Raw genomic sequence first — 14,459 nt, 5'->3', positions numbered from 1 at the left:
TTTTATATTTTATGCCATATTATGAATAACGTTTTGAACATCATCAAGTTCTTCTAAAGCTTCTATAAGTCTTTCTACTTTTTCCGCTGTTTCATCATCAACATCACTTTCATTTGTAGCAACCAACTGAACGTTACTTTCAAGTATTTCAATTCCATCAATTCCATTTACCGCTTCTAAAACTGCATTGAAATCCTCCGGTGCTGTTTCAATTACCAAAACTTCATCTAATTCTTTTATATCTTCAGCCCCGGCTTCAATTGCTTTTTCCATTACCTCATCATCCTTGTCGCTTCTGTTTACAACAATTACACCTTTTTTCTCAAACATCCAGGCAACGCTTCCACTTGTTCCAAGATTTCCACCAGCTTTTGTGAATGCATGTCTTACCGCTGCTACAGTTCTGTTTTTATTATCTGTCAAACATTCAACCATAATAGCCACACCGCCCGGTCCGTAACCTTCATAAGTAACTTCACTTAAAGTCACTCCATCAAGATTACCTGTGGCTTTATCAATAGCCCTTTGAATATTGCTCATAGGCATTGCATCTGCCCTAGCTCTATCAATTGCTAAACGCAATGCAGGATTGTTATCAGGATTACCGCCACCCTGTCTTGCCGCTGTCATAATAGCCCTGACGTGTTTTGTAAAAATTTTACTTTTTTTAGCATCTTCTTTTGCTTTTATATGTTTTACTTTTGACCATTTATTATGTCCAGCCATTCTACTCCTTTACTAAAATATTTGTTATTATACTATAAAAAAAGGACTTATAAAATGGTATTAAGGACACCTGAAGAACTGGAGGAAATTAAAAAAAGATTTCTGGCAAGATACAAAGGTAGCAAAACAGAACTTGTTTATCATAATGATTATGAACTTCTGGTAGATATCATACTTTCAGCACAGTGTACCGATAAAAGGGTAAATATGATAACCCCTGCCCTTTTTAAAAAATACCCTGACGTTCAAAGTCTTGCCAAAGCGGATATTAATGATGTAAAAGAGCTTATCAAATCCTGTTCTTTTTATAATAATAAAGCAAAAAACATAATTGAAATGGCAAAAAAAGTAGTAAACGAATATGGAGGGAAAATTCCAAGAGACCATAAAGAACTTATCAAACTTCCGGGAGTCGGAAACAAAACCGCAAATGTATTTTTAATAGAACTGGAAAATGAAAACAGAATGGCTGTTGATACGCATGTTTTTAGAGTAGTCCACCGCCTTGGAATTACAGATGCTAAAACGGTAAAAGAAACTGAAAAAGATTTAATCAAAGCATTTAAAACAGACTTAAACGAACTGCATCAGGCATTTGTTTTATTTGGAAGATATATATGCACTGCAAAAAATCCAAAATGTGAAAAATGCTTTGTTACCGATTTTTGCATTACAAAAGAAAATTTTAAAGCAAGATAAAACTATTTTTCAAAGACCAAAATCAGTTTTTCCGCTTCTTCACTTCCATAAAGAGAAATCGGAATAATCTCTTTTAATTTCAAAGATGTGTTTTTTTCCAAATCCTCCACACTGTAATAATATTGAACAATTTTTTTCTGATATTTTTTATAACAATCATCTTTTTCTTTTTCAAACAATGTTATTTCTGTTATAAGTGTATGATTCTCAAATTCAGAATATAAAACAGAAAATTTATCATTTGATTCCGCTTTCAGGGTTCCAATTGCCAAATCCTCCATGGCATAATAGGTATTTATATCGAAAATAAAATATTTTTCAATTCTTTTCTCAACACATCCAAAAAATCTTTTTAACTCTTTTTCATTTAAATAATTAATAACATCAAAAACGGCTGATGCTGAATGATAAATTTTATCCAATTTACATACATCCACAGCCTCGCAGTCACAACCTTTTTTTATTGCCTTTTTAACCTGGGCTTTACTTAAATCAATACCTTTAATATCAATTCCGTTTTTTTTAGAGAGCAGACAGAAATCTCCGTTTCCGCATCCAATATCTAAAACTTCTTTTATTCCCAAATCTTTAAAAATTTCAACAAATTTATTCCATAAAATTTCCGCCGCTTCCCTGTCTAAAAACAGTTCTTCCACTTTTGAATAAAGTTCTAATGCCATTTTAAATCCTTTTATTCTTCCAATTTATCAATATCAATAACACATACATTTGGGTCATCTATATTAGATTCGAAAACATGACCGCTGCATTCTTCATTATATTTAAAATACTGCTTAAGTCTTTTATTGGTATTAAAAATAATATCTCTAAATTTTGAAGTAATAACATCATGTTTTAAAGCAAATTTAATAAATTGATATCCATTAAGCCTCAATTTTTTTGCTTTTTTAGATTCAAAGTATGTTTGACAATCTATTGCATTATCCAAATATTTACTATTCTCATATGTAGGATTTTTAATAATTATCTGGGCTGCTTTAGCATACTGCAGAGCAATTGCAATTTTGACTTTAGAATATTTCGCTTTTGAATAATTTTTAACTACCCACCTTTCAATATCATCCCTAATACCGTTATTATTTACATCAATTCCAAGCAGTGTCTGATTATTTATTTTTTCATTCACTCTAGGAGGTAAGGTATTGCATACAACAAGTTTATACATATCTTTTGGTTTTATATATTTTATTTTTACTTTATCATTAATAAATTTTCCATCAATATGAATTGCTCCTTTTACTAAACTATTCGGATTTGCTTTTAAATAAAAATCCTTATACCCGTAAAAATAAAAATTTCCTAACAACTGTCCTTTTATATCTATTTTAAAATTGTTTAAACTGTAAAGCAATAAAGCATTTGGATAATTATTTTTATTTAAAGCAACATTAAAAGAAGTATTTTTATAATTTTTTATTTCACAATTTTTTACAAATATTCTGCTGTTATTTGGAGTTTTTATTTTAAAAGTTGTTTTTAAAGAATTTTGTTTATCATAGTCATTTACAATTAAATTTTCAATATAATAATCCCCACCTTTAAATATTAAAGTAACGCTTCCCGTTTTATCCTCAATTTTTTTTATTTTTTGAATGTTTGTCAGAGAATTTTTTGTAAAAGGAAATTTAAAAGTAATTTTAACATTTGATTTAGTTACTATAATCTCACCTATATTTGATGAATTAATTTGTGTATTTTTATCTATATATAAAATTTTTTTATTATCTGATGTTTTTAAATTAATTAAAAATAACTTTTTTGAATCAACACTTACAGCAGAAGGAAAATAGATATTACAGCTTATACTTATAATTGTTGATATTAAAATTAATGCTATTTTTTTCATTTCTTTCTAGTTTTATAAACTTCCTTTATCCTATCAAGCAAATCCAAAATTTCTTTTTTCTTTTCAATAAAAGAATTTTTATTAGCAATAAGTCTTGCGGATGAATACATAATAACTTCTTTTTCCTCCATTCCGTTTTCCCTTAAAGTTCCGCCAGTTTGGACAATATCTACAATCACATCGCTGAGTCCCACAAGAGGGGCTAATTCAATAGAACCGTTAAGCTTAATAATTTTAGCAGGAATTCCTTTTTGATTAAAATAATTTTTAGCAATATTAACAAGCTTTGTGGCTACAACTATCTGGGTTTTGTTTTTATAAGAATCATCACCTTTTATCCCGGCAACTGAAACCCTGCATTTTCCAAGCCCCAGATCAAAAAGTTCAAGCACATCAGAATTAAGCTCAGTTATTACATCAAAACCTACAACTCCAATATCAGCAGCCTGTTTTTCAACATATGTAGCAACATCCCAGTTTCTGACATTCATAAATTTAAATCCGCTTTTTTCAAATACCAGTTTTCTGCTTTCAAATTCAAACTTTTCATTAAATATCTGTTCAAATATTTCCAAAACCTCTTCGGCAATCCTGCCTTTTGGCAATGCTATTTTCATATGATTCCTTTATTTTTCATTATACATTCTCCATTTTCCATTTTCAATTAAAGTCTGTTTCATTCCTTTAAAAACCAAATCCTCAATATAAATTCCGTCGATAAACTGATTTAAATATTTACCGTCTCCGCCTGTGAGATAAACAGGTTTAATGCCGTATTTTTCAATCATACAAATTATACTACCAATACTCCCGCTCCACAGGGCTTCCTCAGTTGAAATTGGAAAATCATCAGGTTTTCTGAAATCTTTATTTAATTTATCTGAAATTGTAGCAAAAGCCTTTTTATATGCAAAAATTCCCGGAAATATAATTCCTCCTAGGTGCTTACCTTTTTTCATAAAATCTACTGTTACTGCACTTCCTGCATCAATTACTGTTCCGATTTCAACTGTTTTACAGGCCATTATTCTGTCAATTCCCAGTTTTTTATAATCTGTATCAAACTTTACATATTCTTTTAAATTAACCGCATCAGGATTTAAACTTAAAAATTCTTTTTCTTTTTTTTCATTTACGCTTATATAAAATACCCTGCCTTCTAATTTGTCAGCCTGTTTTAAGTCATAAATATATCCATTTTCCCATATATGAAAATTGGTATTGCCTATATCCACAAGTATTAATTTTTCATTATTCATTATATATTATCCGTTAAAATGATTTTCCACTCTTTCATTTTTTCTTTAACCCTGCTGCAAATCGGGGAATGTAAAATTAAAATCTTTTTTTTATATCTGAAATTAACATCTGGTAAAAATTTTAAAAGTTCCTCATAATCTTTATTTAAAAATCTGCTTTTTTTTAATATTTCAAAAACGATACAATATTCATTTTTTATATTAACCCCCATATATGCATTTATTTTTTTCCTGGTGTTTAATTCAATTTTTTGTAACTTTTTACAGACTATATTATTTTTTCTTAAAATATCCACACACTTTTTCATTTTACATTATCCATCATCAATTTTCCGTTAATTCAAAGTTCTTCAAGAGGATGATATTTAAGTACCGTTTCTTTAAGATTTTCTTTTTGTATATGTGTATATATTTGAGTAGTATTCAGCGAAGCATGACCTAAAAGTTCCTGAACCACCCTTAAATCAGCACCGCCCAGAACAAGTGCAGTTGCAAAAGAATGTCTGAGTACATGCGGAGATACATTAAGATATTTTTTGGTTATATTAAAAGCGGAAATACGACTAAGTTTATCGCAGTTTTTATTTACAAAAATTATTTCAGTGCTGCATGGTCTTTTATGCAGATATTCTTTCAAGGCATTTAATGCTATATCGGCAATTGGCACGATTCTCTGCTTTTCGCCTTTTGCCATTTCAACTTTCACCCATCCGTTTTCTATATCACCTGTTTTTGTATTCAACGCTTCACTTATTCTAAGACCTGTGGCATATAAAAACAAAATCAATGCCCTGTCTCTTAATTCAAACCATGAGGCATTTGAATCTATATGCGATATTGCATTTAAAATTTCTTCTTTTGTTAAATATTTTGGAAGTGTCTTTGGTATTTTTGCCTGTTTAATTTTAAATTTTTCACCGACAAAATTCCTTTTATATGCAAAATCAAAAAATGAATTAATTGCGCTTAATTTTCTGTTTAGACTTCTTTTATTCTCAATACTTGAAAGAAATTTAATTACATCCTGAGAATCTGCTTCAATAATCGGCTTTTCAATAAATTTTTCAAACTGGACCAGATCCCTTTTATATGCCTCATATGTATTTTGGCTTACGCCTTTGTTTATCAGCAGATATTCTAAAAAAGCCTCTAAATACCTACTCAATAACAAACACCTTGTTATCATTATAAATTTTACAATTTTGAATTTTTAAAGGTTCGTCCGTATCAAAATCACCCTCATACACTTTGTAATTTAAATTTTTATCAATTTCTATTAAATAGTCTTCATATTCAACAGTATATATTTTGCCATTGCACACGCTCGGAAGTGAAAAAGATGCATAGGGCAATTTTATTTCTTTTATTTTTTTCAAATCAGTATCAAGTTTTACAACTCTTCCGTCAATTGTAAAAATATACAGATAACTGCCGTTATTTATTACATATTTTATATCATCATCATAATGTATTAAAAAATTAGGGTTAAATAAAACCAAAGCATGTGGCGTAGCCATAAACAATCTGTCATTTACTATTTTTAGAAAAATAACATTATCGTTTATATTTTTTTCAGAAATAATTAAATTTCTGATAAATTGTTTTTTATTCAAATCAACAACGGCAACATTTCCCGTTAATAATGGAAATAAAACCAAATCATTATAAAAGATAGGACTTGCATGAATATATCTTCCTTCAATCATTCCGTCATCTGAATTTTTGAATACAAGAGTCTTTTTTTCTAAATCGTAAATACCGTATTCGTTATCTTCAAACACCACCGCTATATAATTGCCCTTTTTTGTTGCAGAATAAACAAGATTAGGAAGTTTAACTACTTTTTTTTGTGAAATTATTAAAAGTTTATCACCGTTTGCAGCCAAATCATCATTAATCTTTATAAATTCGCCCAAACTTTTACCGTTTTCATCAAAATATTCTTTTTTCTCTTTAAAAAAACCTTTTGTTTTTACAAAAGTTAAATGCTTATATGTATAATCACTTAGTTTTTTATTTTGAGTCGTTTCATTTAAATTTTTCTCATATACCTTTTCAGGTTCGAAATGTTTAGTTGAACAACCTGCAAAAATCAACGCTAAAATTAATAAATATTTTTTCATTTTGCTATCCCGTAATGAAGTAAATATTTTGCAATATCTGCAAATTTTGAATTAGGTTCCATATCTTTGAATATTTCAAGGGCCTTTTTCCTGTTTCCTTTTCTTAAATAAGCTCTTATTAAAGCAACTCTTACAGGGTCTTTTAAAACTTTATATTCAGGATTTAATAAATAATTATCAAGTGATTTTATATCCCCTTTTTGCATAGCCAGTTTATATGCGGCAAATTCTTTAAGCTCGGGTGAAGTTATTGCATTTAAATTTTTACCTTCTCTTAACAGATAAAGTTCATACAGTTTTTTATTTTCTTTTACGATATCAAGTGCTTTTTTATCATTCGGATTAGCCAGTAGTTCATCAAAAGCGTTATTGGTCTTAATAAGTTCCTGGGTTTTTATATAATCATATGTTGTTTTACCTATCATGTAAACAATCAGAATTATAGCTGCCACTATTAATTGAATTCTGTATTTTTTTATAAACTTTTCCAATTTAAAAACTTGGACTAATAACTGCTCGTCTTGCTTAAGTTGTTCTTTGATCTCCATTATTTACCTTTTTTATGAAATTTTAACATATTCATCAATTTTATCTAAAATTTCTTTGTTTATTTCCAAATCCATTTCAATAACTTTTAAATTAAGACCGAATTGTTTTAATTTTACATAATCTTTTTCGGTTGTCACTATAGTTTTATTTCTGTAAGCTTTTATATCTTTTTTCTTAAAAAAATAATGATCCGGAAAAAATTTATATTCTTTCACATCAGCATATTTTAAAAGCCTTTTTGGATTTGATATGGCACTTATTAAAACATCGCCCTTTGTTTTTTTGACATTCCTTTTAAAATCCACATTTTCCCTTAAAATAATATCCGCAAATCTAAGTGCAAGTCTTGGGTATCTGTAACCGCCTGCAGGCAAAACAAAAGGGTTTTTAAGTTTTTTATCAATAACTATATTTAATTTTTTAAACGGTTTATCGAACCCGTCATCTAAAATAACAACCTCACAACCCAGTTCTTTTGCTTTTTCAATTCCTTTTTTTCTGTCTTCGCTGACTATTACAGCGGCGTTTGAAGAGAGAGCAATTTCCATCGCCTCATCACCGCTTATTTCAACAGGAACCAATATTTCATTAAAATCTTTAACTACAACAAGTCCCTGACTTAATCTTTTATACCCTCTTAAAACAACCGCAATTTTTTTATCTTTTAAATGTTTTGCAATAGCAATTGCCAAAGGAGTCTTCCCGCTTCCGCCAGTTATTATATTCCCAATGGAAATAATAGGAATTTTCATATCTTCATAATTTCTTGGAAATTTAAAATGAGCAATAATGAGATAAATAAAAGAAAAAGGAAGTAATGCTAAAATAACTGGATAATGGTACCATTTTGGGGAATAATACATTTCTTCGAAAAATCTGAAAATTTTTTCTTTTATTTCCCCATTTTTCATTATCTATTTTCCATTTTAAAGTTTAATATCTCTTTCGTATAAGAAATCATGGCCGACTGTTCTTGATTTTAATTTGGCAATTATAGGCATTTTTCTTTTAAACTGATTTTGATAAATTTTCTTTAAAACAAATTCTACTAAATTTTTATCAAACTTTTCTAATAACTCTTCTTTTGTTGCTCTGTTATCGACAAATTCAATTAAAACTGGGTCAATCTGGGAATAAGAGTAGCCGAGTTCTTTTTCATCACTTTGGCCTTTCCACAAATCAGCACTTGGCGGTTTATTAATAATAGATTCAGGCACTCCCAGATATTTTGCAAATTCAAATATTTCTGTTTTATATAAATCTCCTATCGGATTCAGGGCACTTGCCAAATCTCCCCACAATGTTCCGTATCCAAGCATTAATTCGCTTTTGTTACTTGTCCCGATTACTAAAGCGTTAAGTTCAGCACTTTTGTCATAAAGAACAGCCATACGTAATCTTGCAGAAAAATTACCAAGTCTTACTTTATCATTAATAGGATAAGCTTCAAGAAGCGGGGCAATCGAGATAATATCATAATCGATGTCAAATTTTTTACACAATTCTTTTGCATCTTCTATACTCGAAGGAGAAGAAAACTGGCTAGGGAGCATAAAAGCTTTAAAATTATCACCTAAGGCTTTTTTGGCCAAAACTGCAACCACAGCTGAATCAATTCCGCCGCTAAGTCCGCAAATACCTTTTTTTATGCCAGTTTTTGTAATTTCCTCATAAATAAATTTAATTAAAAACTTCTCAATCAATTCCCATTGTTTATTTTCCACTTTTAACTTTTCACTTTTCACTAAAAATTACCCTTCAATATAATTTTTAAGAAGTTTACCGATATTTGGATGTCTAAGTTTTTTAATAGCACTGCTTTCAATCTGTCTGACTCTCTCCCTTGTTACATTGAGAGCTTTTCCTATCTCTTCAAGGGTTCTCTCACTTTTATCGGGCATTAAACCAAATCTCATTTTAATAACTTCTCTTTCCCTTTCGTTAAGCTGGGAGAGTATTTCTTCAATATGTTTTCTCAAATCTTCCTGAACCACCTCTTCATATGGGTTTGTAAAACTTTTATCTTCAATAAAATCTCCAAATTTTCCATCTTCCTCTTCTCCGACAGGCGCTTCTAGGGAAATAGGCTCTTTTGAAATTTTAAGAATCTGTTTTACCTTTTCAATAGGCATTTTCATCTCTTTTGCAATTATTTCAAGTGTCGGTTCTTTTCCGTTTTCCTGAACATATTTTCTGATAATTTTATTGATTTGGTTTATATTTTCAATCATATGGATAGGAATTCTAACTGTTCTGGCCTGATCCGCAATTGCACGTGATATTGCCTGCCTAATCCACCACGTAGCATAAGTTGAAAATTTATAACCTTTTTCAAATTCAAATTTATCAATTGCTTTCATAAGTCCTATATTTCCCTCTTGAATCAAATCAAGAAAAGGTAAGCCTCTGTTTGTATATTTTTTGGCAATACTTACAACAAGTCTTAAATTCGCCCTTGCCATTTTTTCTTTTGCTTCAGTTACTATTTTTTTACCTCTTTTTAATTGTTCTAAAATAACTTCAAGTTTTTCAGGTTCCATGCCGAAAGTATTGTCACTTGCTTTTTTGGCTTCAACCAATTTTTTAATGTCCATATAGATATTTACCATTGTATGTTCTGGCACCATTGCGGCAATATCCTCTTTTGAGAGTTCTGTAATTTTGCTTAAAATTTCCTGATGTAATTTTCTTAATTGTTCATTAAACAATGGAAGTCTATATTCTTTTTTCTTAAGTTCTTTTTCAAAATCTTTATCACCTTTTAGAGCAGTTTCAACGGTTTTTACTATTTCATTTATAAGTTTTGAAGTATATCCGAGTTCATTAAGCGCTTCTTTTACTTTTTTCTTTTTAAATGTTAAAGTTAAAATTTTATGAAGTCTCTCAAGTTCATCCATATTTTTGGCATTTAAAACTTCATCATATTCATCAAGGACTTTTTCCCATTCTTTTTTTGCTTTTTCCAAATTTTTAAAAAGCTCATTAATTCTTTTTTCTCTTAAAGATATTTTTTTATTTCTCTTACCCTCTTTTGTATCTTCATCCTCAACCTCTTCCTCATCAACAAAATTTTTGAAAAGTTCTTTTACCCTTCTTTCTCTGTTAAGTAAAGGTTCTTTATATTTTAAAACCAAATCAATTAAAAATGGAATTGAACAAATTGCATCAAGGATAATTTCTTCCCCAAGCTGTATTCTTCTAAATATTTCAACTTCTTCATCTTTATCCAAAAGAGGGATATGTCCCATTTCCCTCAAATACATCCTAACCGGGGAATCAGACCTTGACCATTCAAGAAGTTCCTTATCTTTTAAAATATCTTCCGCCAGTTCCTCTCTTTTTCTTTCTCTTTCTTCCTCACTTTTAACAACATCTTCAAGATTTTTAAGTTTGGCAACTTCTGCTGCTGTCATTAATTTAATATTATTTTCTTTAACTTTTTGTAAAATTTCTTTAGTTTGCGATTTTGTAGGAACTTTTGGTAAAATATTTACGATTTTTTCATATGTAATAATTCCGTTTTTATTTTCTTTAAATAACTTTTCAAGTTCTTTTGGTAATGCCATAAATTTTCTCCTTATAAATTATCTGCAATTATATAATATGTGAATGGAATACTATTTGCTTTTATTGTAACAAAAAAAGGTTAATAAATGATTAATGGCTACTACTCAGCAACTGGTGGTATGGTTACCCAGTTTAACCGTTTAAATGTAATTTCAAACAACCTTGCAAATGTTAATACAGCAGGCTATAAACAGGACGATATAATAATCGGCGATTATGAAAGAATATTTAGTGAAAAAAGAGACAATTTGCCGCTTGAAAACAATACAAAAGAAGCGGCAAAATTTGTAAACAGGGCACTTAATAAAGTTCCAATAATAGTGGAAGAATATACAAAATTTGATATAGGCAATCTTCAAAAAACAGGAAATCCACTTGATTTGGCCCTGAAACAAAAAAACGCCTTTTTTTCTATTAAAACTCCTGATGGTGAAAAATTGACACGTGCAGGTAATTTTTCGCTTGATTCAAATGGTTTTCTCGTCACAAAAGACGGATTTCAGGTATTGGATGACAAAAATAAACCGATTGTACTTAATCCATCATACCCAGTAACAATTAATCAAAATGGAAATATTTATCAAAACAACACTTTAATTGCTACATTAAAAATTATAAAAATTGACAATTTAAACACTCTCAAAAAAATAGGGAACAGCTTATTTGATTTTGTTCCGGGAAGTGAAATTATTGATTCTAAAAACTCTGTTTTACAGGGATTTTTAGAAAAATCAAATGTAAATCCAATAGAAGAAATGACAAATTTAATCGAAACAAACAGACTGGTAGAAGCATACCAAAAAGTAATGACTACATTTATGGATGATTTAAACCGTAATGCTATTGAAAAACTTGCAAATATAAGGGGTTAAAATTTGGAACACTTTTTGCTTTTAAATAAAAAACGTTAAGGATTTTAAATGTTAAGAAGTCTTTATTCAGCTGCAACAGGGATGATTGCTCAGCAAACCCAAATTGACGTGGTTTCAAATAACATTTCAAATGTAAATACTATAGGATACAAAAAACAGCGTGCTGAATTTGCGGATTTGTTTTATCAAACTATGGAATATGCAGGAACAGCCACTTCTGCAGACACCCAGTCTCCGACTGGAATAAATGTAGGACTTGGTGTCAGACCTACAGCCGTTAGCAAAATTTTCACTCAGGGAAATTTTAAAGAAACAGGAAATAATTTAGATTTGGCAATCCAAGGAGATGGTTTCTTCCAGATTCAACTGCCTGATGGAAGAATTGCATATACAAGAGACGGTGCTTTCAAACTGGATAAAGACGGAAATATTGTTACAAGTGACGGGTATAAATTAATCCCCGGTATTACCCTTCCGGCAGATACCGTTCAGGTTTCAGTCGGGACTGACGGGACTGTAAGCATTCTTGAAGCCGGACAAACAGAGATGCAGCAAATTGGACAGATTCAGCTTGCAAAATTTATTAATCCTGCAGGACTTCATTCTCTTGGGAGCAATTTATATATCAACACTTCTGCTTCAGGAGACCCAATCGTTACAACCCCGGGAGAAGACGGAACGGGTGAAATCAGACAGGGATTTTTAGAAATGAGCAATGTTCAACTGGTAGATGAAATGACAGATTTGATTACGGGACAAAGAGCATATGATGCTGCAAGTAAAGCAATAATTACAAGTGATGAAATGCTACAAACAGTAAATAATCTAAAAAGATAATAACTAAATTTTCTCCCCTCCCGTAACAATAGCCGAGAGACCAAATTTACTCCTTAATTTATAAATAGCTTTATTTAAACTTTCAAGTTTTTTATCCACTTTATAATCAAACAAATTGCTTACTTTTTTAAATCTAGCTACACTGAGTGACAAAGATATAATATAATCATCTTCACTGTCAGCCCTATAAAAAAGCATAACCATAATCTCTTTTAATAAAAATTCGTTAAAAATCCTCTCAACCCTTACATGGGCTTTTTGGGATTTTGAATATTTGTATTTTATTTTTAAATAATACAAAGTCGGATTTAATCTGTTTTTTGTAATTAAAAAAGCTAAATATCTGCACAAAATCTCCACCCTTCTTACAGCTTCGCTCCTGTCATAAATCGGATCAAACCTTCTTGAAATACCTATACTTTTTCTTGTTTCTTTTTCTTTTACCTCCTCATTGTCCCTACCGCAAACCCTGTTATATAAAACAACTCCGTTTTTTCCCCATGAATAAAAATATTCTTTACTCTTCTTAACATCACCCAAAGTAATAATTCCTTTTTCTTTAAGCCTTTTTTCTATCTTTTTACCAATCCCGGGAAATTTTTCTATAGGAATATTTTCAATAAATTCATCAATATTTCTTACTATCTTTATTCCGTAAGGTTTAGCGTAATTTGTGGCAAGTTTTGCTATCCATTTACTTTTTGCAGCCCCTATTGAAATAGGAAGCCTAAATTTTTCATAAATATCTTTTTGTAAATTTTTTAAAAACTTTTCCATATCATTTTTTTCCACCCAGCCTTCCAAATCCCCAAAAAATTCATCAATACTGTATTGTTCAACCACAGGGATTTTTCTTTTTAAAAACAGTTTTAATTTATATGAAAGCAGATGATACAGTTTATAATCAGGCAAAATTACTTCAAGATCCGGATAAATACTGAGTGCTTCTTTTAAAGTCATCCCCGTTTTTATTCCAAACTTTCTGGCTTCATAACTTGCCGTTACTATAATTCCCCTTATTCTCCCATTCTCTAAAAAGTAACTTTTATCAGGCTTTTTTTCACTCACTATTATTTCCGAAGTAAAAGCACCTTTATTTAAATTGTAAATTTTGGCTTTTTCACTAAAAATTTCTTTATCATTTCTTTTTACCACAACACACGGTTTATTTAATAAAGATGAATCAACACTTCTGTGAGCCGCTACAAAAAATGCATCTAAATCAAGATGTATTTTCACCCTTAATCCTTTAATTTATTTACAAAATATTAACATTTTGATAAAATGTTATTTGATAAATTAACAAATTGTTAAGGAAAGTATTAATGGATTTTGAAAAAATAATAGAAAAAATTAAAGATATCATCTCTAATGAAATAGGCGACAGAAAAGTATTAAACAAAGATGTTGCAAATGCCCTGAATCTTACACCTGAGAATTTATCTATACTAAAAAAAAGAAATAAAATTCCTTTCAAAGAAATAGCATTCTTTTGCGCAAAAAGAAAAATATCAATAAATTGGCTTCTATTTGACCAGACTATCGATTCGATAGCAGATGAAACCGAAAAATTTTCTCAAATCAGATATTTTAAAGACATAAATGCAAGCGCCGGAGGTGGAGCTATTAATTTTGATGAAAATTATGAAATTTTATATATTGATAAAAAAATAATAGACAAAAATCTAGATGCCATTAATGTAATAGGCGATTCAATGGAACCAACATTAAAAGACGGAAATATAATTTTCATAGACAGAAATGACAAAAACATAATAAACGGAGGAATTTTTGTAATTTCCACAAATGCGGGTGTGTTCGTAAAAAGATTAAATCTAAAAAGCAATGGGGAAATTGAAATAATTTCAGATAATTCAATATACCCAAAAGAGAGGGTAAAACCGGAAGAAATAAATGTTATAGGAAAAGTAGTGGGAAAACTGGAGATTTAAAAATTAAC

Annotated in this window: 17 protein-coding genes; 4 read left to right on the top strand and 13 right to left on the bottom strand. The window is 29.8% G+C overall.

Features of this window, described 5'->3' with window-relative positions; genetic code table 11:
• Positions 1 to 9 precede the first annotated feature (9 nt).
• A complete protein-coding gene (locus LNAT_RS06400) occupies positions 10 to 726 on the bottom strand; it encodes a YebC/PmpR family DNA-binding transcriptional regulator (RefSeq protein ID WP_096259558.1) in 717 nt (238 codons plus the stop codon).
• Between the two features lie 54 nt (positions 727 to 780).
• Between LNAT_RS06400 and nth the strand changes: the two genes are divergently transcribed.
• A complete protein-coding gene (nth, locus tag LNAT_RS06395; RefSeq protein WP_096259556.1) occupies positions 781 to 1,425 on the top strand; it encodes an endonuclease III in 645 nt (214 codons plus the stop codon).
• A 2-nt stretch (positions 1,426 to 1,427) separates the two neighbouring features.
• Here nth and LNAT_RS06390 read toward each other — a convergent pair whose 3' ends face one another.
• From LNAT_RS06390 to rpoD, 11 genes are read right to left on the bottom strand one after another with little or no spacing between them, the layout of a single operon-like run.
• Positions 1,428 to 2,105, bottom strand: coding sequence for a class I SAM-dependent methyltransferase (locus LNAT_RS06390; RefSeq protein ID WP_096259554.1), 678 nt, complete (start codon positions 2,103 to 2,105; stop codon positions 1,428 to 1,430).
• 11 nt (positions 2,106 to 2,116) lie between these two features.
• A complete protein-coding gene (locus LNAT_RS06385) occupies positions 2,117 to 3,292 on the bottom strand; it encodes a hypothetical protein (protein WP_096259552.1) in 1,176 nt (391 codons plus the stop codon).
• Positions 3,289 to 3,909 (bottom strand): ATP phosphoribosyltransferase, encoded by a 621-nt coding sequence (gene hisG / locus LNAT_RS06380; protein WP_096259550.1) that lies wholly within the window; start codon positions 3,907 to 3,909, stop codon positions 3,289 to 3,291. The genes LNAT_RS06385 and hisG overlap by 4 nt, the downstream gene beginning before the upstream one ends.
• A gap of 9 nt (positions 3,910 to 3,918) precedes the next feature.
• On the bottom strand, positions 3,919 to 4,551 hold the full coding sequence (locus tag LNAT_RS06375; RefSeq protein WP_096259548.1) for a type III pantothenate kinase: 633 nt from the start codon (positions 4,549 to 4,551) through the stop codon (positions 3,919 to 3,921).
• The gene (locus LNAT_RS06370; protein WP_096259546.1) at positions 4,551 to 4,859 is read right to left on the bottom strand and encodes a hypothetical protein; all 309 of its coding nucleotides are present in this window, start codon (positions 4,857 to 4,859) and stop codon (positions 4,551 to 4,553) included. The genes LNAT_RS06375 and LNAT_RS06370 overlap by 1 nt, the downstream gene beginning before the upstream one ends.
• Before the next feature lie 32 nt (positions 4,860 to 4,891).
• The gene (locus tag LNAT_RS06365) at positions 4,892 to 5,716 is read right to left on the bottom strand and encodes a tyrosine-type recombinase/integrase (protein ID WP_096259544.1); all 825 of its coding nucleotides are present in this window, start codon (positions 5,714 to 5,716) and stop codon (positions 4,892 to 4,894) included.
• Positions 5,709 to 6,674 carry a hypothetical protein gene (locus LNAT_RS06360; RefSeq protein WP_096259542.1) on the bottom strand — a complete coding sequence of 322 codons (966 nt, stop codon included), beginning with the start codon at positions 6,672 to 6,674 and terminating at the stop codon, positions 5,709 to 5,711. Before LNAT_RS06360 ends, LNAT_RS06365 begins: the two co-directional genes overlap by 8 nt.
• Complete coding sequence (locus LNAT_RS06355) at positions 6,671 to 7,222, bottom strand: tetratricopeptide repeat protein (protein ID WP_096259540.1); 552 nt, start codon at positions 7,220 to 7,222, stop codon at positions 6,671 to 6,673. The genes LNAT_RS06360 and LNAT_RS06355 overlap by 4 nt, the downstream gene beginning before the upstream one ends.
• Before the next feature lie 12 nt (positions 7,223 to 7,234).
• The gene (locus LNAT_RS06350) at positions 7,235 to 8,134 is read right to left on the bottom strand and encodes a tetraacyldisaccharide 4'-kinase (RefSeq protein WP_096259538.1); all 900 of its coding nucleotides are present in this window, start codon (positions 8,132 to 8,134) and stop codon (positions 7,235 to 7,237) included.
• A 15-nt stretch (positions 8,135 to 8,149) separates the two neighbouring features.
• Entirely contained in the window at positions 8,150 to 8,968 is an 819-nt protein-coding gene (locus LNAT_RS06345; protein WP_096259536.1) for an NAD+ synthase, read from the bottom strand.
• A gap of 6 nt (positions 8,969 to 8,974) precedes the next feature.
• A complete protein-coding gene (gene rpoD, locus LNAT_RS06340; RefSeq protein WP_096259534.1) occupies positions 8,975 to 10,789 on the bottom strand; it encodes an RNA polymerase sigma factor RpoD in 1,815 nt (604 codons plus the stop codon).
• An 87-nt stretch (positions 10,790 to 10,876) separates the two neighbouring features.
• Here rpoD and flgF point away from each other — a divergent pair, with 87 nt between their 5' ends.
• On the top strand, positions 10,877 to 11,662 hold the full coding sequence (gene flgF, locus LNAT_RS06335; RefSeq protein ID WP_096259533.1) for a flagellar basal-body rod protein FlgF: 786 nt from the start codon (positions 10,877 to 10,879) through the stop codon (positions 11,660 to 11,662).
• Between the two features lie 48 nt (positions 11,663 to 11,710).
• Positions 11,711 to 12,499 carry a flagellar basal-body rod protein FlgG gene (flgG, locus tag LNAT_RS06330; RefSeq protein WP_096259531.1) on the top strand — a complete coding sequence of 263 codons (789 nt, stop codon included), beginning with the start codon at positions 11,711 to 11,713 and terminating at the stop codon, positions 12,497 to 12,499.
• A 3-nt stretch (positions 12,500 to 12,502) separates the two neighbouring features.
• Here the strand turns inward: flgG and LNAT_RS06325 are convergent, their stop codons facing one another.
• Positions 12,503 to 13,738, bottom strand: coding sequence for a DNA polymerase Y family protein (locus LNAT_RS06325; protein WP_096259529.1), 1,236 nt, complete (start codon positions 13,736 to 13,738; stop codon positions 12,503 to 12,505).
• An 86-nt stretch (positions 13,739 to 13,824) separates the two neighbouring features.
• On the opposite strand from LNAT_RS06325, the gene LNAT_RS06320 reads away from it, so the two are divergent.
• Entirely contained in the window at positions 13,825 to 14,451 is a 627-nt protein-coding gene (locus LNAT_RS06320) for a S24 family peptidase (protein ID WP_096259528.1), read from the top strand.
• Positions 14,452 to 14,459 lie beyond the last annotated feature (8 nt).

The sequence above is a fragment of the Lebetimonas natsushimae genome (assembly GCF_002335445.1).
In the GTDB taxonomy this organism is placed as follows: Bacteria; Campylobacterota; Campylobacteria; order Campylobacterales; family Nautiliaceae; genus Lebetimonas; species Lebetimonas natsushimae.
This window is presented reverse-complemented; position numbering and strand designations above follow the sequence as displayed.